Genomic DNA, 25,230 nt, shown 5'->3' with positions numbered 1-25,230 from the left:
ATGCTTCATTACGATAATAAAGTAGATGAAAAAATGTTAAACAGTCTTGCTCTAGCCTATATAGGTGATGCCGTATATGAAACGTATATCCGGCATCATCTCATTCAAAAAGGAGCGGTCAAGCCTAATCTTCTTCACAAAAAAGCAACATCTTTTGTATCAGCTAAAGCTCAAAATAAGATTATTCATTTTTTCTTGGAGTCAGGTTGGTTATCAGAAGAAGAATCCGCTGTCGTCCGTCGCGGCCGTAATGCGAAATCCGGTTCGGTTCCGAAGAATACAGATGTGCAAACGTATCGTTACAGTACGGCCTTTGAGGCTCTTATGGGCTTTCTGTATTTATCCGGTCGAATAGAAAGAATGGAAGAGCTTATTAGAAAGTCTATTGAATTCATTGAAGAAGAAAAGGGGAGTAACCCATGAGTGAAGAATACATCATTGGAAGAAACCCCGTATTGGAAGCACTTCGCTCCGAACGGGATATAAATAAAATTTGGATAGCAGAAGGCTCACAAAAAGGGTCAATGCAACCACTTATTGGTCTTGCTAAAGAAAAGAAGGTATTTGTGCAAATTGTTCCAAAGAAAAAAATTGATCAAATGGCAGATGGTATTCATCAAGGTGTTGTCGCACAAGTGGCGGCTTATGAATATGTAGAATTGGATGACTTATTCGCCAAAGCGGCAGAACGGGATGAAGCGCCATTTTTCATGATTCTTGATGAAGTTGAAGATCCACATAATTTAGGATCAATTATGAGAACAGCAGATGCTGTCGGAGCCCATGGAATTATTATTCCAAAACGGAGAGCAGTGGGATTAACGGCAACAGTAGCGAAAGCATCGACCGGTGCAATTGAGTATATTCCAGTTGCTCGTGTTACGAATTTGGCACGAGCAGTTGAAGAGTTAAAAGAGCGTGGTGTCTGGATTGTCGGTACAGATGCGAAAGGTAGCGATGATTACCGTAACATGGACGGCAAGATGCCCATTGGACTTGTAATTGGTAGCGAAGGTAAAGGAATGGCCCGTTTAATGAAGGAAAAATGCGATTTCCTCATCCGTCTCCCTATGGCAGGACAAGTAACGTCGTTAAATGCATCGGTAGCAGCTGGTTTATTGATGTATGAGGTCTATAGAAAAAGAAATCCTTTAGGCCAATAATGGGATGAATATTCTGTTAGTGGACGGTTACAACATTATTGGGGCCTGGCCGGAACTGAGAGAATTGAAAGAACGGGATCTTGCTGCTGCAAGGGACCGGTTAATTGAAATGATGGCGGAATATCAAGCCTTTACCGGGTATCGCGTAATTGTCGTATTTGACGCCCAATATGTTCAAGGAATTGCCCGGATATTCAAAAATCATAAGGTAGATGTAATTTTTACAAAAGAAAATGAAACTGCTGATGAGAGAATAGAAAAGATGGCAATTGAACTGAATAATATCAAAACGCAGATTCAAGTGGCGACTTCTGACTTCACGGAGCAGTGGGTGATATTTGGCCAAGGGGCTCTAAGGAAATCTGCCCGCGAACTGCTTATTGAGATGGAAGAAATTCAAGGGGAAATTGAGAAGGATGTAAAAAAAACAACCATAATAAAACCCGCTGCTAAAATCCCTTTAAGTGAAGAAGTTGCAGAAATTTTCGAAAAATGGCGTCGAGGGAAGATTTGAACCATTGACGGGTAATTTTTACCTGCTGTATAATATTTCTATCTGAGTCAGGTCAGGGGGATATAATGTGGGTCTCAAATTCGGAATGAAACTGAACGAAAAGTATCTGCAGTTTGATGATGATGAATTGATAGAGTTGGTACACACTGGAGACAGTGAAGCGCTGGATTACTTGATCCAAAAGTATCGTAATTTTGTTAGAGCAAAGGCAAGGACTTATTTCTTAATTGGTGCAGATAAGGAAGACATCGTTCAAGAAGGTATGATTGGTTTATATAAAGCCGTCCGTGATTTTAAAGGTGATAAGTTATCCTCCTTTAAAGCGTTTGCCGAACTATGTATTACGAGGCAGATCATTACAGCTATTAAAACAGCAACGCGTCAAAAGCATATTCCGCTCAATTCCTATGTTTCCCTGGACAAGCCTATTTATGATGAGGAATCCGATCGAACTCTTATGGATATAATATCGGGTACAAAAGTTTTAGACCCGGAAGAGCTGATTATCAATCAAGAAGAGTTTGACGATATCGAATTAAAGATGGCCGAGCTTCTGAGTGATCTGGAGAGAAAAGTGTTAGCTCTTTACCTAGATGGACAAACCTACCAAGAGATTTCGGAAGAGTTGAACCGACATGTGAAGTCAATCGACAACGCCCTTCAGCGGGTGAAAAGAAAGCTCGAGCGCTATTTGGAAGTAAGGGAAATCAGTTTATAATCCCTCCGCTTTTTCCGCTTAATCTCATCTGTCCCATCTCCACTTGGAAGTTTTATTCACTAAGATTTGAAATTGGATGTAAAGAAAAAAAGGTTTTCGATACACGATTATCCATACTGGGATGGGCTCAGCCCGCTTTGTTATTGACAATAAAAGACAGTCGTGATAAGGTTTTATGGATATAGTAGATAGGATAGGTGTATCAAATGAGAAAAAAAATTGTTCTAGCTTGTACTGAATGTGGTTCAAGAAATTATAGTTATGAAAGTAATCAATCAACAAGCAGCGAACGCCTTGAAATAAAGAAATTTTGTAGTACATGCAATTCACACGCGATTCATAAAGAAACGAAATAACCGTTTTATTAATAGATTAACAAAGAAGCTTTCTAATGCTTGGAGGATACATTCATGAAACGCTTGACCGAATTTTTCAGCGGAGTGGCTCGCGAAATGCAAAAAGTAAGCTGGCCGAAACGCAAAGAGCTTACCAAATATACAATCGTGGTAGTAACAACTGTATTGTTTATGGCTTTATTCTTTACGGTGGTAGATTTGGGCATTTCCGAATTAATTCGCTTAGTTATTGAATAAGAGATTCGAAAATAAGGTATAATAGTGATAGAATAATATGTGTCAGCAGAAAAGCCCGGAAACGGGTTTTTTAATTTGTCTTTTTTAAGAAGTGAAGAAGTTCAAAATTCAGCACTGCTGTAAAATGAATTATCACAATATATTCTAGTTAAGTCGGGATAACGCCGGGGATTGATTTTTGGCTAAAACGTTCAAAGATAAAGTTTAATAAAGAAAATGATTGTTGCAGGGAGGGAAGGACGTTAAAGTCCTAACACATGGAAAAGAATTGGTATGTAGTTCACACCTATTCAGGTTATGAGAACAAGGTTAAGGCTAACTTGGAAAAACGTGTTGAAACAATGGGGATGGAAGACAAAATCTTTCGAGTTGTAGTTCCTGAAGAAGAAGAAACAGAAATTAAAGATGGCAAAAAGAAAGTAACGAAAAAGAAAGTATTCCCAGGGTATGTACTAGTGGAAATCATTATGACGGACGATTCCTGGTATGTAGTTCGGAATACACCTGGCGTAACAGGTTTTGTGGGTTCGTCAGGAGCTGGATCTAAACCGACAGCGCTTCTTCCTGAAGAAATTGAAGTCGTTCTTAAGCGGATGGGCGTTGATGAAAGCAAAATCGAAGTTGATTTTGAAATCGGTGATACCGTTCAGGTTAAAGAAGGACCATTTGCAACCTTTGCAGGTCCTATTGAAGAACTTGATAAAGATAAAGGTAAAGTAAGAGTTCTGGTTAATATGTTTGGCCGTGATACGCCAGTTGAACTTGACTTTAATCAAGTGGAAAAATTATAAACGGAAAAAAACTTGAAATTGCCATTTGAAAGTGGTAAAATTTCAAAGGTCAGTATGTTTCAATTTTTAGGCCTCAACGATACAAGCATTCTTTATTAATATATAAAGAATTCAAGATGAGTGGGAGGGTATATCCCTATTACCACATCACGGACTTATAAGGAGGTGTGTCTCGTGGCTAAAAAAGTAATTAAAATGGTTAAATTGCAAATTCCTGCTGGTAAAGCGAATCCGGCTCCCCCAGTTGGTCCTGCATTAGGTCAAGCTGGTGTAAACATCATGGGATTCTGTAAGGAGTTCAACGCTCGTACAGCAGATCAAGCTGGTCTAATTATTCCTGTTGAAATCACGGTATTTGAAGACCGTTCATTTACATTCATTACAAAAACTCCACCCGCTGCTGTATTGCTTAAGAAAGTAGCAGGTATTGAGTCTGGTTCTGGTGAACCTAACCGTAAAAAAGTTGCTACAGTCAAGCGTGATCAAGTGCGCGAGATTGCTGAAACTAAAATGCCTGACCTAAACGCTGCAAACGTTGAAGCTGCAATGCGTATGGTTGAAGGTACTGCTCGCAGCATGGGTATTGTCATCGAAGACTAATCCATGTAATTGCTATTTGTTTCTACGGGGTTGCGATTGATACTCGCAACCTTTATTCGTGGGAGGTTATACCGTTAAAACCACAATTTAGGAGGATTTATATCATGGCGAAAAAAGGTAAAAAGTATCTTGAAGCAGCTAAGCTTGTAGAAGTTTCTAAGGCTTATGCTGTAACTGAAGCAATCGAAGTTGCTAAAAAAGCTAACTTCGCAAAATTCGATGCAACTGTTGAAGTGGCTTTCCGTTTAGGTGTAGACCCTAAGAAAGCAGACCAACAAATTCGTGGAGCAGTTGTTCTACCGAATGGTACTGGTAAAACTCAACGCGTATTAGTATTCGCTAAAGGCGAAAAAGCAAAAGAAGCTGAAGCTGCTGGTGCTGACTATGTTGGCGAATCTGACTACATCAACAAAATCCAACAAGGTTGGTTCGAATTCGATGTAATCGTTGCGACTCCAGACATGATGGGTGAAGTTGGTAAACTTGGTCGCGTATTAGGACCTAAAGGTTTAATGCCTAACCCTAAAACAGGCACAGTTACATTTGATGTAACAAAAGCAGTTAACGAAATCAAAGCTGGTAAAGTTGAATACCGCGTAGATAAAGCTGGTAACATCCATGCTCCAATCGGTAAAGTATCTTTCGAAGATGCTAAACTAGTGGAAAACTTCACTACTATCTATGATACGTTAATGAAAGTGAAACCTGCGGCTGCTAAAGGAACTTACATGAAAAACGTTTCTGTAACAACTACAATGGGCCCTGGTGTGAAAGTTGATTCTTCTTCTTTCAATAAATAATTGACATTCCAAAACTATTATTGTTATAATATGTTTTGTTGTGAATAAATGAATATCATTTGTACCGTAGACAGTAGGTGCTCAACTAGAGCTTAATTCCCTGCCGAGGTAATTCGATAATAATAGTCGTTGACTATGACCTTTGAAATTACTGCCTTCATGTCTGCAATAGAGATGAAGGCTTTTTCTTTGAAACGGTATAAATGTTTTCAAGCAAATCTACAGGAGGTGTAAGGATGAACGCAATTATTGAACAAAAGCAAAAAATCGTTGCTGAGATTTCTGAAAAATTAACTGCAAGCCAATCAACAGTAGTTGTTGACTACCGTGGATTGACTGTTGCTGAATTAACAGAACTTCGTAAGCAACTTCGTGATGCTGGCGTTGAGTTTAAAGTTTACAAAAACTCTTTAACTCGTCGTGCTGCTGAAAGTGCTGAACTTAGCGCTTTGAACGAATCATTAACAGGACCAAACGCAATTGCATTCTCAACTGAAGATGTTATTGCGCCAGCAAAAATCCTTAACGATTTTGCGAAAAAACATGAAGCGTTAGAAATCAAAGCTGGAGTTATCGAAGGAAATGTTGCAACTGCAGAAGAAATTAAAGCTCTTGCAGAACTACCTTCACGCGAAGGCCTACTTTCAATGCTACTCAGCGTGCTACAAGCACCTATGCGCGGACTTGCTATTGCTACAAAAGCAGTTGCAGATCAAAAAGAAGAACAAGGCGCGTAAGCTAACCGCTTATCTAGCCTATTGATTCAAAAAAAAACCAACCATTTCGAGGAGGAAATAACAATGACTAAAGATCAAATCTTAGAAGCAGTTAAAAACATGACTGTTTTAGAATTAAACGACCTTGTAAAAGCAATCGAAGAAGAATTTGGCGTAACTGCTGCTGCACCTGTAGCTGTAGCTGCTGCTGGTGGCGCTGCTGCTGAAGAGCAAACTGAGTTTGATGTAATCCTTACATCTGCTGGAGATCAAAAAATCAAAGTTATCAAAGCTGTACGTGAAGTTACAGGTCTTGGACTTAAAGAAGCAAAAGAACTTGTTGACAACACTCCAAAAGCAATCAAAGAAGGCGCTTCTAAAGAAGAAGCTGAAGAAGTTAAAGCTAAACTTGAAGAAGTTGGAGCTGGCGTTGAAGTTAAGTAATCTTGCATAAACAAAAAGCTCGCTATCACTGGCGGGCTTTTTTCTCTTCATTTTAAAGAAAATGACGGAAAATTGTTGTTAATAGTTTGGTTAAGAGATTCTACAAACTTAACGGCATGCAAGTATCCATTCTTCAAATCTCTTCTCTCATTAAATCTTCAATATTCCTTTCTGATAGGGGGAGATGACTCTGACAGAGCATTACTACTCACATAAACCGGATGTCGTAAGCAATCCGAAATTTTGGGATTTTACATTAAAGGGACGTACTTTCCGCTTCAAAAGCGATAATGGCGTTTTTTCAAAAAAAGAAGTTGATTTTGGTTCTCGTCTTTTGGTTGAAACCTTTAACCTTAATGAAGCTGTGGAAGGAGATATTCTTGATGTAGGTTGCGGTTATGGACCAATTGGAATATCAATTGCAGCAGCTTATCCCGATAGAGCGATAGAAATGATTGATATAAATAGCCGGGCAGTTGAATTGTCAAAAGAGAATGCCGCTTCTAACGGGATCGCCAATGTAAAAATATTCGAAAGTGATCGTTTTGACAAAGTTGGCTCCAGTCAATTCGCTGCAATTCTTACGAACCCTCCCATTCGCGCAGGTAAAAGTGTTGTCCACGAAATTTTAGAAGAAAGCTATCAAAGTTTGGTAGCTGGTGGAGAATTATGGGTTGTCATTCAAAAAAAACAAGGTGCACCATCCGCCATGGATAAAATGGAGCAGTTATTTGGAAATATTGAGGTGCCAGTTAAGAAAAAGGGTTACTATATACTATTATCCAAAAAGGTTTGACTCTAAATTTTCGCTATGTTAGTATTATAAAATGCATATATATAATTCCGTAACTATGCAATTTTTATACCATTGGTGTATAACCAATGGATAATATGGGAAAAATATATAAATAATAGTTCGTTTTATGAGAAATAGTGGTTTTTAAAATAAAAACCATTTTCTTTTTGTCTATGGAAATGATTCCTTTTCCGAGGCAAATTGATCCTTATAACGCTTGATTTAAGGGGTGAATCAGTTGACAGGTCAACTTGTTCAGTATGGACGACACCGCCAACGTAGAAGTTATGCAAGAATCAGTGAGGTTTTGGATCTTCCGAATCTGATTGAAATTCAAACAGCTTCTTATCAATGGTTTCTAGATGTAGGTTTAAAAGAAATGTTCCAGGATATTTCTCCTATTGAGGATTTTACAGGTAATTTATCATTAGAGTTCATCGATTACAGCCTAGCTGAACCGAAGTACTCTGTGGAAGAAACGAAAGAACGCGATGTTACTTACTCTGCTCCACTTCGTGTGAAAGTGCGCCTTGTTAACAAAGAAACAGGGGAAGTAAAAGACCAGGATGTATTTATGGGCGACTTCCCTCTGATGACTGAAACAGGTACATTTGTCATCAATGGTGCAGAACGGGTAATTGTATCCCAATTAGTGCGCTCACCGAGTGTTTACTACAATGGTAAAATGGATAAAAACGGTAAGCTTGGATTCTCTGCGACCGTTATTCCTAACCGTGGCGCATGGCTCGAATACGAAACAGACGCCAAGGATGTTGTGTATGTTCGAATCGATCGCACTAGGAAATTGCCTATTACGGTATTGATGCGTGCGCTTGGATTCGGAACCGATCAAGAAATTATTGATTTAATCGGTGACAATGAATACCTTCGTAACACTCTTGAAAAGGACAACACTGAGAGTGTGGAAAAAGCATTACTAGAAATTTATGAGCGTCTACGCCCGGGTGAACCACCTACAGTCGATAACGCGAAAAGTCTTTTAGTATCCCGCTTTTTTGATCCAAAACGTTATGATTTAGCTAACGTAGGTCGTTATAAAATAAACAAAAAACTGCATATTAAGAACCGTTTGTTTGGGCAACGTATTGCGGAGACTTTGATTGATCCAGAAACAGGGGAAATTATAGTTGAAAAAGGTACAATGCTTGACCGTCGGACTCTTGATAGAATTCTGCCTCATATTGAAGCGGGAATCGGTTTTAAAACATTCCACCCATCTGGTGGCGTGGTAGAAGAAGAAACTCTTCTTCAACCTATTAAAGTATTTGCACCAAACGATGCTGAAGGCGAAAAAGTGATTAATATCATCGGTAATGCTTACGTGACCGACCAGGTTAAAAACATTACACCGGCTGATATCATTTCTTCTATTAGCTATTTCTTTAACTTATTGCATGGTGTAGGAATCACAGATGATATTGACCATTTAGGAAACCGTCGTCTGCGTTCTGTTGGTGAATTGCTGCAAAACCAATTTAGAATTGGTTTATCTCGTATGGAACGTGTCGTTCGTGAAAGAATGTCTATTCAGGATACGAATACAATCACTCCACAGCAACTAATTAACATTCGTCCAGTTATTGCATCTATTAAAGAATTCTTTGGAAGCTCTCAGCTTTCTCAATTTATGGATCAAACTAACCCGCTGGCTGAGTTGACGCATAAACGTCGTCTATCTGCATTGGGACCTGGTGGTTTAACACGTGAACGTGCGGGCTTTGAAGTACGTGACGTTCATTACTCCCACTATGGCCGTATGTGTCCGATTGAAACGCCTGAGGGACCGAATATTGGTTTGATTAACTCATTATCTAGTTTCGCAAAGGTAAATCCGTATGGTTTCATCGAAACACCATATCGTCGTGTGGACCCTGAGACAGGTAGAATTACAAGCCAAATTGATTACTTAACAGCTGATGAAGAAGATAACTATGTAGTTGCTCAAGCGAATGTTCGTCTATCAGATGACGGATCATTCCTTGATGACGATGTCGTTGCTCGTTTCCGCGGTGAAAATACCGTTGTACCGCGTGACCGCGTAGATTACATGGATGTATCTCCTAAACAGGTTGTATCTGCCGCGACAGCATGTATTCCTTTCTTGGAAAATGATGACTCCAACCGTGCCCTTATGGGAGCGAACATGCAACGTCAAGCAGTACCTTTGCTTCAACCAGAAGCCCCTCGTGTTGGAACAGGTATGGAATATGTTTCAGCGAAAGACTCTGGTGCTGCTGTCATCTGTAAACATCCTGGTATCGTAGAACACGTTGAATCACGTGAAGTATGGGTACGTAGGGTAAGTGAGGTTGACGGACAGCAAGTAAAAGGAAACATTGATAAATATCGTTTATTAAAATTCATCCGTTCCAACCAAGGAACGTGCTATAACCAACGCCCAATCGTAAGTGTTGGTGACAACGTTGTAAAAGGTGAGATTCTTGCTGATGGTCCTTCAATGGAAAAAGGTGAGTTAGCGCTTGGACGTAACGTATTAGTTGCCTTCATGACTTGGGATGGATATAACTATGAAGATGCCATCATCATGAGTGAACGTTTAGTTAAAGATGATGTGTACACTTCTATTCATATTGAAGAATATGAGTCTGAGTCCCGTGATACGAAATTGGGACCGGAAGAGATCACACGTGATATCCCGAATGTTGGGGAAGATGCGCTTCGCAATCTTGATGAGCGCGGAATTATCCGTGTCGGCGCTGAAGTAAAAGACGGAGACCTTCTAGTTGGTAAAGTTACGCCTAAAGGTGTAACAGAATTGACTGCTGAAGAACGTTTATTACATGCAATTTTCGGTGAAAAAGCACGTGAAGTACGGGATACATCACTTCGTGTACCTCACGGCGGCGGTGGAATCGTTCTTGATGTTAAAGTATTTAACAGAGAAGATGGCGATGAACTACCTCCTGGTGTAAACCAACTTGCGCGTGTATATATCGTTCAAAAACGTAAGATCCACGAAGGCGATAAAATGGCTGGACGTCATGGTAACAAAGGGGTAATCTCTAGGATTCTTCCTGAAGAAGATATGCCTTACTTACCAGATGGCACACCGGTCGACATCATGTTAAACCCATTGGGTGTACCATCACGTATGAACATCGGGCAGGTGCTGGAGCTTCACTTAGGTATGGCAGCACGCGCGCTTGGCATTCATGTAGCATCGCCGGTATTCGATGGTGCTACTGAGGAAGATGTTTGGGGTACGATTGCAGAAGCTGGGATGTCCCGTGATGCAAAAACTGTCCTTTATGACGGACGTTCAGGTGAAGCATTCGATAACCGTGTGTCTGTTGGTGTCATGTATATGATTAAACTTGCACATATGGTTGATGATAAACTTCATGCTCGTTCAACTGGACCTTACTCCCTTGTTACGCAACAGCCACTTGGTGGTAAAGCGCAGTTTGGTGGACAGCGTTTCGGTGAGATGGAGGTATGGGCACTTGAAGCTTATGGTGCTGCTTATACATTACAAGAAATCCTTACCGTTAAATCAGATGATGTCGTCGGTCGTGTGAAGACTTACGAAGCGATTGTCAAGGGTGAAAATGTCCCTGAGCCTGGTGTCCCTGAATCCTTCAAAGTATTGATTAAGGAACTTCAAAGCTTAGGATTGGATGTTAAAATTCTTAATGCCGAAGACCGTGAAATTGAAATGCGTGACTTGGAAGATGAAGAAGAAGCCAACCAAGCAGACAAATTAAGCCTTGATTCAGAAACAAAAGATATGGTTGCTTCCGAAGTAGGGGCACCAGCTAAAGAATAAATTAAATATAAACACATCAATTTATATATTATCCGCTCTGACTGGCAGCAAGATGTTTCTTTTATGATCCTGCTGCCTTGTTAGAGTCTTATTGATTCAATCAACCATCATCCGGTGTAGATTGCCTGATATTAAGACGGCAATCAAGGGTTAAACCTGGAGATTAAAAGGGAGGTAGGCCCCTTGTTAGACGTTAATAATTTCGAGTATATGAAAATTGGTCTTGCTTCGCCAGACAAGATTCGTTCTTGGTCGCATGGAGAAGTTAAAAAACCAGAAACAATCAACTATCGTACGTTAAAGCCAGAAAAAGACGGTTTATTCTGTGAGAGAATTTTTGGACCTCAAAAGGACTGGGAATGTCATTGTGGAAAATATAAACGTGTTCGTTATAAAGGCGTAGTTTGTGACCGTTGTGGCGTTGAAGTCACTCGTGCTAAAGTTCGTCGTGAACGTATGGGTCATATTGAGCTGGCAGCTCCAGTTTCACACATATGGTATTTTAAAGGAATTCCGAGCCGTATGGGACTTGTTCTTGATATGTCTCCGCGTGCATTGGAAGAAGTTATTTACTTTGCATCTTACGTGGTAACTGAAACAGGCGATACAACTTTAGAGAAGAAACAGCTTCTTTCTGAAAAAGAATATCGTACATACCGTGAAAAATACGGTAAGAAGTTCCAAGCAGCGATGGGTGCGGAAGCTATTAAAAAACTTTTACAAGACATTGATACGGAAAAAGAAGTAGAGTCGTTGAAAGAAGAGCTTAAAACAGCTCAAGGACAACGCAGAACCCGTGCAATTAAACGCTTGGAAGTGCTAGAAGCATTCCGTAACTCTGGTAATGAGCCTTCATGGATGATACTAGACGTGCTACCGGTTATTCCACCGGAGCTTCGTCCAATGGTACAACTTGATGGTGGTCGTTTTGCTACATCTGATTTAAATGATTTATATCGTCGTGTTATCAACCGTAATAATCGGTTGAAAAGATTATTGGACCTTGGAGCACCAAGCATTATCGTTCAAAACGAAAAACGTATGCTTCAAGAAGCTGTCGATGCTTTAATCGATAATGGCCGTCGTGGTCGTCCAGTAACTGGACCTGGTAACCGTCCATTAAAATCTTTATCTCATATGTTAAAAGGTAAACAAGGCCGTTTCCGTCAAAATCTTCTTGGTAAACGTGTTGATTACTCTGGTCGTTCTGTTATCGTAGTTGGACCTAACTTAAAGATGTACCAATGTGGTCTGCCGAAAGAAATGGCGATTGAATTATTCAAACCATTCGTTATGAAGGAACTAGTTCAAAGAGGTTTAGCGCATAACATTAAATCTGCTAAACGTAAGATTGAACGACTATCTCCTGAAATTTGGGATGTCCTTGAAGAAGTTATTAGAGAACACCCGGTACTACTGAACCGTGCACCGACTCTTCATAGACTTGGTATTCAAGCATTTGAACCAACTCTAGTTGAAGGTCGCGCAATTCGTTTGCACCCGCTTGTATGTACAGCTTACAATGCTGACTTTGACGGTGACCAAATGGCGGTCCATGTTCCTTTATCTTCTGAAGCTCAGGCAGAGGCTCGTATGCTAATGCTTGCTGCGCAAAACATTTTGAATCCTAAAGATGGTAAACCTGTTGTTACACCTTCTCAAGATATGGTATTAGGTAACTATTACTTAACATTGGAAAGAGAAGGCGCTATCGGTGAGGGTATGATCTTTAAAGATACAAGTGAAGCGTTGCTTGCATACCAAAATGGTTATGTACACTTACATTCCCGTTGTGCTGTGCATGCATCATCACTAAATAATGAAACATTCACGGAAGAGCAAAATAGCCAACTCTTAATAACAACTGTTGGTAAATTGATCTTCAATGAAATTTTACCAAAATCATTCCCGTATATTAACGAACCAACACGTTATAATTTGGAAACAAAAACTCCAGAGAAGTATTTCGTGGAAAAAGGCGCTGATATACCTGAATTGATTAAGGCTCAACCCGCTATTGATCCATTCAAGAAAAAAATTCTTGGGAATATTATTGCGGAAGTCTTTAAACGTTTCAAAATTACCGAAACTTCTAAAATGCTTGACAGGATGAAAGATCTTGGATTCAAATATTCGACAAAAGCAGGTATTACCGTTGGTGTGGCTGATATTGTTGTTTTAAAAGAAAAACAAGAAATCATTACTGAAGCTCAAACGAAAGTAGATAACGTCCTAAAACAATTTAGACGGGGTCTAATTACGGAAGATGAGCGTTATGATCGCGTTATCTCAATCTGGAGTGCTGCTAAGGATACCATTCAGTCCAAACTTATGGACTCTCTGGACCGACGCAACCCAATCTTCATGATGAGTGACTCCGGTGCCCGTGGTAATGCATCCAACTTTACGCAGCTTGCGGGTATGCGTGGATTGATGGCCAACCCGGCTGGACGTATCATTGAATTACCGATTAAATCAAGTTTCCGTGAAGGTTTAACAGTGTTAGAGTACTTTATCTCTACACATGGTGCTCGTAAAGGTCTTGCTGATACAGCACTTAAAACAGCCGATTCCGGTTACCTTACACGCCGACTAGTTGACGTAGCTCAAGACGTTATCATTCGTGATGATGATTGTGGTACAGACCGCGGCTTGAAAATTTCTGCCTTGAGAGAGGGTACAGAAATAATCGAGCATCTAGAAGAGCGTCTAGTAGGTCGATATGCAAGAAAAGCGATTAAACATCCAGAAACAAATGAAGTGATTGTAGCTGAAAACGATCTTATCACTGAGGATCTGGCTAATTATATTGAATCTCTTGGTATTGAAACAGCATGGATTCGTTCTGCCTTTACATGTAACACTAGTCATGGTGTATGTAAAAAATGTTATGGACGTAACTTGGCTACTGGTCAAGAAGTTGAAGTGGGCGAAGCAGTTGGTATTATTGCTGCTCAATCAATCGGAGAACCAGGTACACAGTTAACGATGCGTACATTCCATACTGGTGGGGTTGCCGGAGATGATATTACTCAAGGTTTACCTCGTATCCAAGAAATATTTGAAGCGAGAAATCCTAAAGGTCAAGCTATCATTTCTGAAATCGAAGGAACAGTTGTTTCGATTAATGAAATCCGCGATAAACAACAGGAAATCGTTGTTCAAGGTGCAGTTGAATCACGCACTTATACTGCGCCGTACACAGCGCGTTTAAGGGTAGCTGTTGATACAGCCGTACGTCGAGGCGAAGAGTTAACAGAGGGTTCAATCGATCCGAAAGAATTGCTGAAAGTTACTGATGTACTTACTGTTCAGGAATACCTGCTTCATGAAGTACAAAAAGTATACCGGATGCAAGGGGTAGAAATCGGTGATAAACACATCGAGGTTATGGTTAGACAAATGATGCGTAAGGTCCGTGTGCTTGACGCTGGTGAAACTGAAGTTCTTCCAGGAACATTATTGGATGTTAACCAGTTTACAACTGCGAACACAGATGCATTACTGACTAGCAAATTACCTGCTACTGGACGTCCTGTATTACTAGGTATTACAAAAGCATCTCTAGAAACGGATTCCTTCTTGTCCGCAGCGTCATTCCAAGAAACAACTAGAGTCTTGACGGATGCAGCAATTAAAGGAAAACGTGATGAATTGCTTGGACTTAAAGAAAATGTTATCATCGGTAAACTTGTCCCTGCAGGAACAGGTATGCTTCGTTACAGAAAAGCTAACCCTGTCGTTGTTGGTGGCGAAAGCACAGATACAGTAACAGTAGATTAAATGAAATATGACCAGCTCATCATTAAAACTGAAGACCGCACTCCTTTAGTATGGAGGAGTTGAAGGATCAGAATTTATTGAGCTGGTCTCTCTTAATAAGAACGACTAACTAAATAGACGAGTGAAAACTCGCTTTATTTCTATTTTAGGCAAAGTGAATATCTTAATAGTATTATGTAAGGAAAACCTTTTGCTTAAATTAATTTTTTGAAAGAAGTTGACAGTATCCGACTAAAAGTGATACTATAGCAAAGGTGCTCCTATGTTACCCTGTAACTTTGGAGGATATGGACCATGTCTTATGAAAAAGTAATACAGGCAAAGTCAGTGATTATAGGGACGAAACAAGCAGTTAGAGCTCTGAAAAACAATTTAATTCAAGAAGTTATCATCGCTGATGATGCAGATATATACTTGACTGGGCGTGTCGTTGAGACCGCTAAAGAATTGGATGTTCCTATCACATATGTTGATTCGATGAGAATGCTTGGCAAAGCATGTGGTATTGATGTCGGAGCAGCAACTGTTGCCATTAAAAAGTAAAAATGTTTTTGCAATACTATTTGCAAAGACTTTGTTTTTACCCATTTATGAACCACCTGGATGTGTGGTACTAGAAATGAAAACGTGAAGGGAGGAAAAATGTAATGCCTACTATTAATCAATTAGTGCGTAAAGGACGCGAGTCTAAAGAGGTTAATTCAAAATCTCCAGCACTTAACAAAGGCTACAACAGCTTTAAAAAAGCACAAACTAACGTATCATCTCCGCAAAAACGTGGTGTTTGCACTCGTGTGGGTACTATGACACCGAAGAAACCAAACTCCGCGTTACGTAAATATGCGCGTGTACGTTTAACAAACGGTATCGAGGTAACAGCTTATATCCCAGGTATTGGACACAACCTACAAGAACACAGCGTGGTTCTTATCCGTGGCGGTCGTGTAAAAGATTTACCAGGGGTACGTTATCATATCGTACGTGGTGCTCTTGATACTGCAGGAGTAAATAATCGTATGCAAAGCCGTTCTAAATACGGTACTAAGCGTCCGAAAGCAGCAAAAAAATAATTTGAAACAAAAAATTAACTTTCTTGAAAGGAGGAAATATAATGCCTCGTAAAGGACCTGTAACGAAAAGAGACGTATTACCAGATCCAATTTATAATTCAAAACTTGTGACTCGCTTAATCAACAAATTAATGGTTGATGGACAAAGAGGTAAATCACAAAAAATTCTTTACTCTGCATTTGATTTAATCAAAGAACGTACTGGCAATGAACCAATCGAAGTTTTTGATCAAGCACTTAAAAACATCATGCCTGTATTAGAAGTAAAAGCACGCCGTGTGGGTGGAGCTAACTACCAAGTACCAGTTGAGGTGCGCCCAGATCGTAAATCAACTCTAGGACTTCGTTGGTTAGTAAACTACTCTCGCCTTCGTGGAGAAAAAACGATGGAAGAGCGTTTAGCTTATGAAATCATGGATGCTGCTAACAATACTGGAGCAGCTGTTAAGAAACGTGAAGATACACACAAAATGGCTGAAGCTAATAAAGCATTCGCTCATTATCGCTGGTAAGATCAATTACTATAAAATCCTTATAGAAGGAAGGAGAAAGACAAATGGCAAGAGAGTTCTCCTTAGCAAACACTCGTAATATCGGTATCATGGCTCACATCGATGCTGGTAAAACGACAACAACAGAACGTGTTCTATACTACACTGGTAAAATCCATAAAATTGGTGAAACACACGAAGGTGCTTCACAAATGGACTGGATGGAACAGGAACAAGAACGCGGAATCACGATCACATCCGCTGCAACAACTGCACAGTGGAAAGGTCACCGTGTAAACATCATCGATACACCAGGACACGTAGACTTCACAGTTGAAGTTGAACGTTCATTGCGTGTACTTGATGGAGCTGTAGCTGTACTTGATGCCCAATCAGGTGTTGAGCCTCAAACTGAAACAGTTTGGCGCCAAGCTACAACTTATGGTGTACCGCGTGTCGTATTCGTAAATAAAATGGACAAAATCGGTGCGGATTTCCTTTATTCAGTTGGAACAATCCACGATCGTCTACAAGCTAATGCTCATCCAGTTCAGTTACCAATCGGTGCTGAAGATCAATTCTCTGCAATCATTGACCTAATTGAAATGAAAGCTCATTTCTATGCTAATGATTTAGGAACTGATATCACTGTTGGTGAGATTCCTGAAGAACATCGGGAACTAGCTGAAGAATACCGTGAAAAGTTAATTGAAGCAGTTGCAGAAGTTAATGAAGACTTAATGGAAAAATACCTTGGCGGCGAAGAAATCAGCATTGCTGAATTAAAAGCAGCTATTCGTACAGCAACTGTTAACGTTGAATTCTTCCCAGTTATCTGTGGATCAGCTTTCAAAAACAAAGGTGTCCAATTAATGCTAGATAACGTTATCGACTTCCTTCCATCTCCTTTAGATGTACCTGCAATTAAAGGTACTCTTCCAGATACAGAAGAAGAAGTAGAACGCCACTCAGATGATTCTGAACCGTTCTCCGCTTTAGCGTTTAAAGTAATGACGGATCCTTACGTTGGTAAACTTACATTCTTCCGTGTGTACTCAGGTACATTAGAATCAGGATCTTATGTAATCAACTCAACTAAAGGTAAACGTGAACGTATTGGACGTATCCTTCAAATGCACGCAAACAGCCGTGAAGAAATATCAACTGTATACGCAGGAGATATTGCTGCAGCTGTAGGATTGAAAGATACTACAACTGGTGATACTCTATGTGACGACAAGAACCAAGTTATTCTTGAGTCCATGGTATTCCCAGAACCAGTTATTTCTCTTTCAGTTGAACCAAAATCGAAAGCAGACCAAGACAAAATGGGTCAAGCTTTACAAAAGCTACAAGATGAAGATCCAACATTCCGTGCGCATACTGACCAAGAAACTGGTCAAACGATTATCGCTGGTATGGGTGAACTTCACTTGGACATCCTTGTTGACCGTATGCGTCGCGAATTTAAAGTGGAAGCTAACGTTGGTGCTCCTCAAGTAGCATACCGTGAAACTTTCCGTGGTTCAGCTAAAGTTGAAGGTAAATTCGTTCGCCAATCAGGTGGTCGTGGACAATTCGGACACGTATGGATTGAATTTGGTCCAAACGAAGAAGGTAAAGGATTCGAATTTGAAAATGCTATCGTCGGTGGTGTAGTACCACGTGAATACATCCCTGCTGTACAAGCTGGATTAGTTGATTCACTTGACCGTGGTGTACTTGCTGGTTACCCGCTAGTCGACATCAAAGCAAAATTATTTGACGGTTCTTACCATGACGTTGACTCCAATGAAATGGCATTTAAAATTGCAGCATCCATGGCACTAAAAAATGCTGCTTCTAAATGTAAACCTGTTATCCTTGAACCAATTATGAAAGTAGAAGTTGTAATTCCTGAAGATTACCTAGGCGACATCATGGGAGATATCACATCTCGTCGTGGTCGTGTAGAAGGTATGGAAGCTCGCGGTAACACACAAATGGTTAAAGCGATGGTTCCACTATCTGAAATGTTCGGATATGCTACATCACTACGTTCTAACACACAAGGACGCGGAACATTCTCTATGCACTTCGATCATTATGAAGAAGTACCTAAGAGCATTTCTGAAGAAATCATCAAAAAAAATAAAGGTGAATAATTGATTTTCATCTCTTATTAAAGTATAACTATCTTATGTAAGCTGTGATGGAAGAATTAGTCTTCCTTCACAGCCCTATATACTTAATCTATTATTTATAATTTTAAGGAGGAATTCCTAATGGGAAAAGCTAAATTTGATCGTTCAAAACCGCACGTTAACGTTGGAACAATTGGTCACGTCGACCATGGTAAAACAACTCTAACTGCTGCAATCACAACTGTACTTGCTAAATCAGGTGGAGCAGAAGCTCGCGCTTATGACCAAATTGATGGTGCTCCAGAAGAAAGAGAACGTGGTATCACAATCTCTACAGCACACGTTGAGTACGAAACAGCTACTCGTCACTATGCACACGTTGACTGCCCAGGACATGCTGACTATGTTAAAAACATGATCACTGGTGCTGCACAAATGGACGGCGGAATCTTAGTAGTATCTGCTGCTGATGGCCCAATGCCACAAACTCGTGAGCACATCCTTCTTTCTCGTCAAGTAGGTGTACCATACCTAGTAGTATTCATGAACAAATGCGACATGGTTGATGACGAAGAACTTCTTGAATTAGTAGAAATGGAAATCCGTGATCTTCTATCTGAATACGAATTCCCTGGCGATGACATTCCAGTTATCAAAGGATCTGCACTAAAAGCTCTTCAAGGAGATGCTGCTTGGGAAGAAAAAATTCATGAATTAATGACAGCTGTTGACGAGTATATCCCAGAACCAACTCGTGACACTGACAAACCATTCATGATGCCAGTTGAGGATGTATTCTCTATCACTGGTCGTGGAACAGTTGCTACTGGCCGTGTTGAGCGTGGACAAGTTAAAGTCGGTGACGTTGTTGACATCATCGGTTTCAACGAAGAGTCTAAACCAACAACTGTAACAGGTGTTGAAATGTTCCGTAAGCTTCTTGATTATGCTGAAGCTGGTGACAACATCGGTGCACTACTTCGTGGTGTTGCTCGTGAAGATATCCAACGTGGACAAGTTCTTGCTAAACCAGGTACAATCACTCCACACACAAGTTTCAAAGCTGAAGTTTATGTTCTTTCTAAAGAAGAAGGTGGACGTCACACTCCATTCTTTACAAACTACCGTCCTCAGTTCTACTTCCGTACAACTGACGTAACTGGTATTTGTAACCTTCCTGAAGGCGTAGAAATGGTTATGCCTGGAGACAACATCGAAATGACTGTAGAACTAATCGCTCCAATCGCTATCGAAGAAGGTACTAAATTCTCTATCCGTGAGGGTGGACGTACTGTAGGCGCTGGCGTCGTTGCTACAATCACAGAGTAATTGATTCTTTAATGAATATTGGAAGGGACGCCTTCCGGGAAAAGCAGATGGGACGCCATCTGCTTTTTTTATTTATTAAAGACTTTTAATTTATTTCTTCTATAGTATTGCTTAAAAAGTAATTAAATTTTAAAGAGATTTTTAATGATCTTTCAGAAGAAGAAAATGGATATGAAAGACCGTGTAGAATGTACTTGTAAATACTTGTGATAGTATGTATAATAATAAAAGTGTGTTGCACAAGAAAAGTTTAAGTTTAACTTGCATTCTACTTGTGCTTTATGTATAATAGACAATGTTGGTCTTTGACTGCGATGATATGGAAGGTTGCTGACACACCCGGCCGCTTTGCCATGGCGAGTGTGTGGGAAATTTCCATTGAGAAGGTCTATTTTAAAATAGGCGAAAAGGAGGGAAAATTATGGCAAAACAAAAAATTCGTATACGTTTAAAAGCATATGATCACAGAATTCTTGATCAATCTGCTGAGAAAATTGTTGAAACTGCAAAACGTTCTGGTGCGGCTGTATCTGGTCCAATTCCATTACCTACTGAAAGATCGGTATACACGATCCTACGTGCGGTTCATAAATACAAAGATTCTCGTGAACAATTCGAAATGCGTACGCATAAACGTCTAATCGACATCGTTAATCCAACTCCACAAACAGTTGATTCATTGATGCGTTTAGATTTACCATCAGGCGTTGACATTGAAATCAAATTATAATTCATATAAATATGAACAATTACTCTAGGAGGTGTGACTTATGACCAAAGGAATCTTAGGAAGAAAAATCGGTATGACTCAAGTTTTTGCTGAAAACGGTGAACTTATCCCGGTAACAGTTATCGAAGCTGCTAATAACGTGGTTCTTCAAAAGAAAACTGTTGAAACTGATGGCTATGAAGCAGTTCAAGTTGGTTTTGAAAACAAACGTGAAAAGCTTTCTAACAAACCTGAAAAGGGACATGTTGAAAAAGCAAATACTACTCCTAAGCGCTTCATTCGCGAATTCCGCGGAACGGATCTTAATGAATATGAGATCGGTCAAGAAGTCAATGTTAGTATTTTCGCTGAAGGCGATTTAGTAGATGTAACAGGAATTTCAAAAGGTAAAGGTTTCCAAGGCTCTATCAAACGCCATGGACAATCACGCGGACCAATGTCTCATGGTTCTCGTTACCACCGTCGCCCAGGTTCAATGGGTCCTGTAGCTCCAAACCGCGTATTCAAAGGTAAACTATTACCAGGACGTATGGGTGGGGAACAAATTACTGTTCAAAACTTAGCTATCGTTAAAGTTGATGTTGAACGTAACCTACTATTGATCAAAGGTAATGTACCTGGTGCTAGAAAAGCATTGATCAAAGTAAAAACTGCTGTTAAAGCAAAGTAATTTCTGAGAAAGGAGGAGCAATAGAATGCCAAAAGTTACATTGTTCAACCAAACAGGTTCACAAGTTGGCGACATCGAATTAAATGAATCCATCTTTGGTATCGAACCTAATAATCATGTATTATTTGAAGCAATCATTATGCAACGAGCTTCCTTACGTCAAGGAACTCATAAAGTTAAAAACCGTTCTGAAGTTGCAGGCGGTGGACGTAAACCTTGGAAACAAAAAGGAACTGGACGTGCGCGTCAAGGTTCTATCCGTTCTCCACAATGGCGTGGCGGTGGCGTTGTTTTTGGACCAACTCCAAGATCTTACGCTTACAAGCTACCTAAAAAGGTACGTCGTTTAGCTATTAAATCTGCATTGTCTGCAAAGGCATTGGAAGAGAACATTTTGGTACTTGAAAGCTTGTCTTTCGAAGCTCCAAAAACAAAAGAATTTGTAGCAGTACTTAAAAACCTTTCTGTTGATACTAAAACGTTAGTCGTTACTGACGGTTTAGATGAGAAAGTTGCTCTTTCTGCACGTAACATCCCTGGTGTTACTGTAGTGGAAGCTGTTGGTCTTAATGTTCTTGATGTTGTTTCACACAACAAATTGATCTTGACTAAATCAGCTGTCGAAAAAGTAGAGGAGGTGCTTGCATAATGGATGCACGCGATATCATTAAGCGCCCCGTAATCACTGAACGCTCTTCAGACATAATGGCTGAGAAAAAATATACTTTTGAAGTTGATGTTAGAGCTAACAAAACTCAAGTTAAAGATGCTGTTCAAGAAATTTTCGGCGTTAAAGTTGAGAAAGTTAACATCATGAACTACAAAGGTAAATTTAAACGTATGGGCAAACATGCAGGCTATACTAACAAGCGCCGTAAAGCTATTGTTAAATTAACTGCTGACAGCAAAGAAATCGAGCTATTCGAGGCTTAATTCATTAGAGAAGGAGGGAAATACAAATGGCGATTAAGAAGTATAAACCTACCTCTAACGGTCGACGTAATATGACAACTTCCGATTTTGCTGAGATTACTACAGACAAACCGGAAAAATCATTACTTGCTCCTTTACACAGCAAAGGCGGCCGTAATAACCAAGGTAAGTTAACAGTTCGTCATCAAGGTGGCGGCCACAAGCGTCAATACCGTATCATCGATTTCAAACGGAATAAAGATGGTATACCTGGACGCGTTGCTACTATTGAGTACGATCCAAATCGTTCTGCAAACATTGCATTAATTAATTATGTTGATGGAGAAAAACGTTATATCCTAGCTCCGAAAAACCTAGAAGTAGGTTTGGAAATCATGTCAGGTCCAGAAGCTGACATTAAAGTGGGTAACGCTCTTCCTCTTATTAACATTCCAGTTGGTACAGTAATTCATAACATCGAACTTAAACCAGGAAAAGGTGGACAATTAGTCCGTTCAGCAGGAACATCTGCTCAAGTACTTGGTAAAGAAGGTCGTTATGTACTTGTACGTTTAAACTCAGGTGAGGTTCGTATGATTCTTGCTACTTGCCGTGCTACAATCGGTCAAGTTGGTAACGAACAACATGAACTTATCAACATTGGTAAAGCTGGTCGTAATCGTTGGTTAGGCAAACGCCCAACTGTTCGTGGATCAGTAATGAACCCGAATGATCACCCACACGGTGGTGGTGAAGGTAAATCTCCAATCGGACGTAAATCACCAATGTCTCCATGGGGTAAACCAACTCTTGGATTCAAAACTCGTAAGAAGAAAAATAAATCCGATAAATTTATCGTACGTCGTCGTAAAAAATAACGGGATTGACCTACGGTTCATATATAGAACCGTAGAACAGTCACGAAGGGAGGTACTCGCATGGGTCGTAGCTTAAAAAAAGGGCCTTTTGTTGATGATCATTTATTGGTAAAAGTTGAAAAATTAAATGAAGCTGACAAGAAACAGGTAGTAAAAACTTGGTCTCGTCGCTCAACAATCTTCCCGCAATTCATCGGACATACAATCGCTGTTTATGACGGTCGTAAGCATGTGCCGGTTTATGTAACAGAAGATATGGTAGGTCACAAACTAGGCGAATTCGCGCCTACACGCACTTATAAAGGTCACGCAAGTGATGACAAGAAAACAAGACGTTAATGAGAGGAGGGCATCTCATGCAAGCAAAAGCTGTCGCTAAAACAGTTCGTATTGCTCCTCGTAAAGTGCGTTTAGTCGCAGATTTAATTCGAGGAAAACAAGTAGGTGAAGCAGTGGCGATTCTTCGCTTAACACCAAAATCTGCTTCTCCAGTCGTAGAAAAAATTCTGAAATCTGCTATCGCAAATGCAGAACATAACTACGAAATGGATATTAATAACCTAGTCGTTTCAGAGGCATACGTTAACGAAGGACCAACATTAAAACGTTTCCGTCCTCGCGCTCAAGGTCGTGCGAGTGCAATAAACAAACGTACTAGTCATATTACAATCGTTGTATCAGAAAAGAAGGAGGGGTAATCTGTGGGTCAAAAGGTAAATCCTATCGGTTTGCGTATCGGAATCATTCGTGATTGGGAATCCAAATGGTACGCTGATAAAGACTACGCTACTCTTTTGCATGAAGACATTAAAGTTCGTGAATATATCGCGAAACGCTTAAGTGATGCTTCTGTATCCAAGGTTGAAATCGAACGTGCTGCTAACCGCATCAATGTATCAGTTCACACTGCTAAACCAGGAATGGTTATCGGTAAGGGCGGTACTGAAGTTGAAGCACTTCGTAAAGCTTTGAACCAGCTAACTGGCAAAAGAGTTCATATTAATATCATTGAAATTAAAAGAGCAGATCTTGACGCAAAATTGGTTGCTGAAAACATCGCTCGTCAATTAGAAAACCGTGTTTCATTCCGTCGTGCTCAAAAACAAGCTATTCAACGCACTATGCGTTCTGGCGCAAAAGGAATCAAAACACAAGTTTCTGGTCGTCTTGGCGGTGCTGATATTGCTCGTGCTGAACACTACAGCGAAGGAACAGTTCCACTTCACACACTTCGTGCTGACATAGATTATGCTCATGCTGAAGCAGATACTACTTACGGGAAGCTAGGCGTGAAAGTTTGGATCTACCGTGGAGAAGTTCTTCCTACTAAGAAGAAATCTGAGGAAGGAGGAAAATAATATGTTATTGCCAAAACGCGTAAAATACCGTCGTGAACATCGCGGTAAGATGAGAGGGATGGCTAAGGGCGGCACTGAAGTTCATTTTGGAGAATTTGGACTTCAAGCTCAAGAAGCTTCTTGGATCACTAACCGTCAAATCGAGGCAGCTCGTATTGCGATGACTCGTTACATGAAACGTGGAGGAAAAGTTTGGATTAAGATTTTCCCAAGCAAACCTTACACTGCAAAACCGCTTGAAGTACGGATGGGTTCCGGTAAAGGTGCTCCTGAAGGTTGGGTAGCAGTAGTTAAGCCGGGCAAAGTATTGTTTGAAATCTCTGGTGTATCTGAAGAGGTGGCAAGAGAAGCATTGCGCCTTGCAGCACACAAACTTCCAATCAAATGTAAGTTTGTAAAAAGAGAGGAAATTGGTGGTGAAACAAATGAAAGCTAATGAAATCAAAGATCTAACCACTGCTGAAATTGAACAAAAACTAAAATCTCTTAAAGAAGAACTATTTAATCTTCGTTTCCAGTTAGCTACTGGACAACTTGAAAATACAGCTCGCATCCGTGAAGTTCGCAAATCGATTGCTCGTATGAAAACAGTTGTTCGTCAAAGAGAGATCGGTGTCACTAATCGATAATGAATGGAGGTTTGCAGAATGAGCGAACGCAACCAACGCAAAATCTACACTGGCCGCGTAGTATCCGATAAAATGGATAAAACAGTAACAGTTGTTGTAGAAACCTATAAAAAGCATTCTTTATACGGTAAACGCGTGAAATACTCTAAAAAGTTAAAAGCTCATGACGAGCTAAATGAAGCGAAAGCTGGCGACGTAGTACGTATTATGGAAACTCGTCCACTTTCAGCTACAAAACGCTTCCGTCTTGTAGAAGTAGTAGAAAAAGCAGTAATTATTTAATATAGTTCGGATTAAGCTAATTCCGAAGGGAG

At 40.1% G+C, this 25,230-nt stretch carries 30 protein-coding genes and 1 other annotated feature; all 30 genes read left to right on the top strand.

Features of this window, described 5'->3' with window-relative positions; translation table 11 throughout:
* The 30 genes from JFU50_RS09345 (at position 1) to rpsQ (ending at position 25,198) form a co-directional block, all read left to right on the top strand.
* Positions 1-423, top strand: a complete 423-nt coding sequence (locus tag JFU50_RS09345; protein ID WP_201188195.1) for a Mini-ribonuclease 3 — start codon at positions 1-3, stop codon at positions 421-423.
* A complete protein-coding gene (gene rlmB, locus JFU50_RS09340) occupies positions 420-1,163 on the top strand; it encodes a 23S rRNA (guanosine(2251)-2'-O)-methyltransferase RlmB (RefSeq protein WP_056521815.1) in 744 nt (247 codons plus the stop codon). Before JFU50_RS09345 ends, rlmB begins: the two co-directional genes overlap by 4 nt.
* A gap of 4 nt (positions 1,164-1,167) precedes the next feature.
* Positions 1,168-1,677 carry an NYN domain-containing protein gene (locus JFU50_RS09335; RefSeq protein WP_053349078.1) on the top strand — a complete coding sequence of 170 codons (510 nt, stop codon included), beginning with the start codon at positions 1,168-1,170 and terminating at the stop codon, positions 1,675-1,677.
* A gap of 85 nt (positions 1,678-1,762) precedes the next feature.
* A complete protein-coding gene (gene sigH, locus JFU50_RS09330) occupies positions 1,763-2,395 on the top strand; it encodes an RNA polymerase sporulation sigma factor SigH (RefSeq protein ID WP_098175004.1) in 633 nt (210 codons plus the stop codon).
* A 206-nt stretch (positions 2,396-2,601) separates the two neighbouring features.
* Positions 2,602-2,751 (top strand): 50S ribosomal protein L33, encoded by a 150-nt coding sequence (rpmG, locus tag JFU50_RS09325; RefSeq protein WP_082527447.1) that lies wholly within the window; start codon positions 2,602-2,604, stop codon positions 2,749-2,751.
* A gap of 54 nt (positions 2,752-2,805) precedes the next feature.
* On the top strand, positions 2,806-2,988 hold the full coding sequence (secE, locus tag JFU50_RS09320) for a preprotein translocase subunit SecE (RefSeq protein ID WP_053349076.1): 183 nt from the start codon (positions 2,806-2,808) through the stop codon (positions 2,986-2,988).
* A gap of 257 nt (positions 2,989-3,245) precedes the next feature.
* A complete protein-coding gene (gene nusG / locus JFU50_RS09315; protein WP_053349075.1) occupies positions 3,246-3,779 on the top strand; it encodes a transcription termination/antitermination protein NusG in 534 nt (177 codons plus the stop codon).
* A gap of 174 nt (positions 3,780-3,953) precedes the next feature.
* Positions 3,954-4,379 carry a 50S ribosomal protein L11 gene (gene rplK, locus JFU50_RS09310; protein WP_053349074.1) on the top strand — a complete coding sequence of 142 codons (426 nt, stop codon included), beginning with the start codon at positions 3,954-3,956 and terminating at the stop codon, positions 4,377-4,379.
* 104 nt (positions 4,380-4,483) lie between these two features.
* The gene (rplA, locus tag JFU50_RS09305) at positions 4,484-5,179 is read left to right on the top strand and encodes a 50S ribosomal protein L1 (RefSeq protein WP_056521819.1); all 696 of its coding nucleotides are present in this window, start codon (positions 4,484-4,486) and stop codon (positions 5,177-5,179) included.
* 46 nt (positions 5,180-5,225) lie between these two features.
* Positions 5,226-5,376: a sequence feature (ribosomal protein L10 leader region), on the top strand.
* 39 nt (positions 5,377-5,415) lie between these two features.
* Entirely contained in the window at positions 5,416-5,916 is a 501-nt protein-coding gene (gene rplJ, locus JFU50_RS09300) for a 50S ribosomal protein L10 (RefSeq protein WP_201188196.1), read from the top strand.
* A gap of 63 nt (positions 5,917-5,979) precedes the next feature.
* Positions 5,980-6,339, top strand: coding sequence for a 50S ribosomal protein L7/L12 (gene rplL / locus JFU50_RS09295; protein WP_053349071.1), 360 nt, complete (start codon positions 5,980-5,982; stop codon positions 6,337-6,339).
* A 190-nt stretch (positions 6,340-6,529) separates the two neighbouring features.
* Positions 6,530-7,135 carry a class I SAM-dependent methyltransferase gene (locus JFU50_RS09290; protein ID WP_201188413.1) on the top strand — a complete coding sequence of 202 codons (606 nt, stop codon included), beginning with the start codon at positions 6,530-6,532 and terminating at the stop codon, positions 7,133-7,135.
* Between the two features lie 238 nt (positions 7,136-7,373).
* Entirely contained in the window at positions 7,374-10,943 is a 3,570-nt protein-coding gene (rpoB, locus tag JFU50_RS09285; RefSeq protein ID WP_201188198.1) for a DNA-directed RNA polymerase subunit beta, read from the top strand.
* Positions 10,944-11,126: 183 nt separating this feature from the next.
* Entirely contained in the window at positions 11,127-14,726 is a 3,600-nt protein-coding gene (gene rpoC, locus JFU50_RS09280) for a DNA-directed RNA polymerase subunit beta' (protein WP_098174991.1), read from the top strand.
* A 294-nt stretch (positions 14,727-15,020) separates the two neighbouring features.
* Positions 15,021-15,269, top strand: coding sequence for a 50S ribosomal protein L7ae-like protein (locus JFU50_RS09275; RefSeq protein ID WP_034305040.1), 249 nt, complete (start codon positions 15,021-15,023; stop codon positions 15,267-15,269).
* Between the two features lie 104 nt (positions 15,270-15,373).
* A complete protein-coding gene (gene rpsL, locus JFU50_RS09270; protein WP_053349068.1) occupies positions 15,374-15,796 on the top strand; it encodes a 30S ribosomal protein S12 in 423 nt (140 codons plus the stop codon).
* Between the two features lie 41 nt (positions 15,797-15,837).
* Positions 15,838-16,308, top strand: coding sequence for a 30S ribosomal protein S7 (rpsG, locus tag JFU50_RS09265; protein ID WP_048677878.1), 471 nt, complete (start codon positions 15,838-15,840; stop codon positions 16,306-16,308).
* 44 nt (positions 16,309-16,352) lie between these two features.
* Positions 16,353-18,431 carry an elongation factor G gene (gene fusA / locus JFU50_RS09260; RefSeq protein ID WP_056521830.1) on the top strand — a complete coding sequence of 693 codons (2,079 nt, stop codon included), beginning with the start codon at positions 16,353-16,355 and terminating at the stop codon, positions 18,429-18,431.
* 120 nt (positions 18,432-18,551) lie between these two features.
* Positions 18,552-19,739, top strand: coding sequence for an elongation factor Tu (gene tuf, locus JFU50_RS09255; protein ID WP_201188200.1), 1,188 nt, complete (start codon positions 18,552-18,554; stop codon positions 19,737-19,739).
* A gap of 421 nt (positions 19,740-20,160) precedes the next feature.
* Complete coding sequence (gene rpsJ, locus JFU50_RS09250) at positions 20,161-20,469, top strand: 30S ribosomal protein S10 (RefSeq protein WP_019244375.1); 309 nt, start codon at positions 20,161-20,163, stop codon at positions 20,467-20,469.
* Between the two features lie 40 nt (positions 20,470-20,509).
* Entirely contained in the window at positions 20,510-21,139 is a 630-nt protein-coding gene (gene rplC, locus JFU50_RS09245) for a 50S ribosomal protein L3 (RefSeq protein ID WP_201188202.1), read from the top strand.
* Positions 21,140-21,164: 25 nt separating this feature from the next.
* Positions 21,165-21,788, top strand: coding sequence for a 50S ribosomal protein L4 (rplD, locus tag JFU50_RS09240; protein WP_053349064.1), 624 nt, complete (start codon positions 21,165-21,167; stop codon positions 21,786-21,788).
* Positions 21,788-22,072, top strand: a complete 285-nt coding sequence (gene rplW / locus JFU50_RS09235) for a 50S ribosomal protein L23 (protein ID WP_034305023.1) — start codon at positions 21,788-21,790, stop codon at positions 22,070-22,072. Before rplD ends, rplW begins: the two co-directional genes overlap by 1 nt.
* A 26-nt stretch (positions 22,073-22,098) precedes the next feature.
* Positions 22,099-22,929 carry a 50S ribosomal protein L2 gene (gene rplB / locus JFU50_RS09230; RefSeq protein ID WP_053349063.1) on the top strand — a complete coding sequence of 277 codons (831 nt, stop codon included), beginning with the start codon at positions 22,099-22,101 and terminating at the stop codon, positions 22,927-22,929.
* A 60-nt stretch (positions 22,930-22,989) separates the two neighbouring features.
* Positions 22,990-23,268 carry a 30S ribosomal protein S19 gene (rpsS, locus tag JFU50_RS09225; RefSeq protein WP_034305018.1) on the top strand — a complete coding sequence of 93 codons (279 nt, stop codon included), beginning with the start codon at positions 22,990-22,992 and terminating at the stop codon, positions 23,266-23,268.
* Between the two features lie 17 nt (positions 23,269-23,285).
* Positions 23,286-23,627 (top strand): 50S ribosomal protein L22, encoded by a 342-nt coding sequence (gene rplV / locus JFU50_RS09220; protein WP_034305017.1) that lies wholly within the window; start codon positions 23,286-23,288, stop codon positions 23,625-23,627.
* A gap of 3 nt (positions 23,628-23,630) precedes the next feature.
* Positions 23,631-24,287, top strand: a complete 657-nt coding sequence (gene rpsC, locus JFU50_RS09215; protein WP_053349062.1) for a 30S ribosomal protein S3 — start codon at positions 23,631-23,633, stop codon at positions 24,285-24,287.
* A 1-nt stretch (position 24,288) separates the two neighbouring features.
* Positions 24,289-24,723: a 50S ribosomal protein L16 gene (gene rplP / locus JFU50_RS09210; protein ID WP_053349061.1), complete on the top strand. Its 435-nt coding sequence runs from the start codon at positions 24,289-24,291 to the stop codon at positions 24,721-24,723.
* Positions 24,713-24,916 carry a 50S ribosomal protein L29 gene (gene rpmC / locus JFU50_RS09205; protein ID WP_034305010.1) on the top strand — a complete coding sequence of 68 codons (204 nt, stop codon included), beginning with the start codon at positions 24,713-24,715 and terminating at the stop codon, positions 24,914-24,916. The genes rplP and rpmC overlap by 11 nt, the downstream gene beginning before the upstream one ends.
* An 18-nt stretch (positions 24,917-24,934) precedes the next feature.
* Complete coding sequence (gene rpsQ / locus JFU50_RS09200) at positions 24,935-25,198, top strand: 30S ribosomal protein S17 (protein WP_034305007.1); 264 nt, start codon at positions 24,935-24,937, stop codon at positions 25,196-25,198.
* The last annotated feature ends 32 nt before the right edge of the window (positions 25,199-25,230 follow it).

It is taken from the genome of Peribacillus sp. TH14 (assembly GCF_016651145.1).
GTDB classification, from domain to species: Bacteria; Bacillota; Bacilli; order Bacillales; family DSM-1321; genus Peribacillus; species Peribacillus butanolivorans.
Note: the sequence above shows the minus strand (reverse complement) of the source record. Positions and strands in the feature narration are given on the sequence as shown.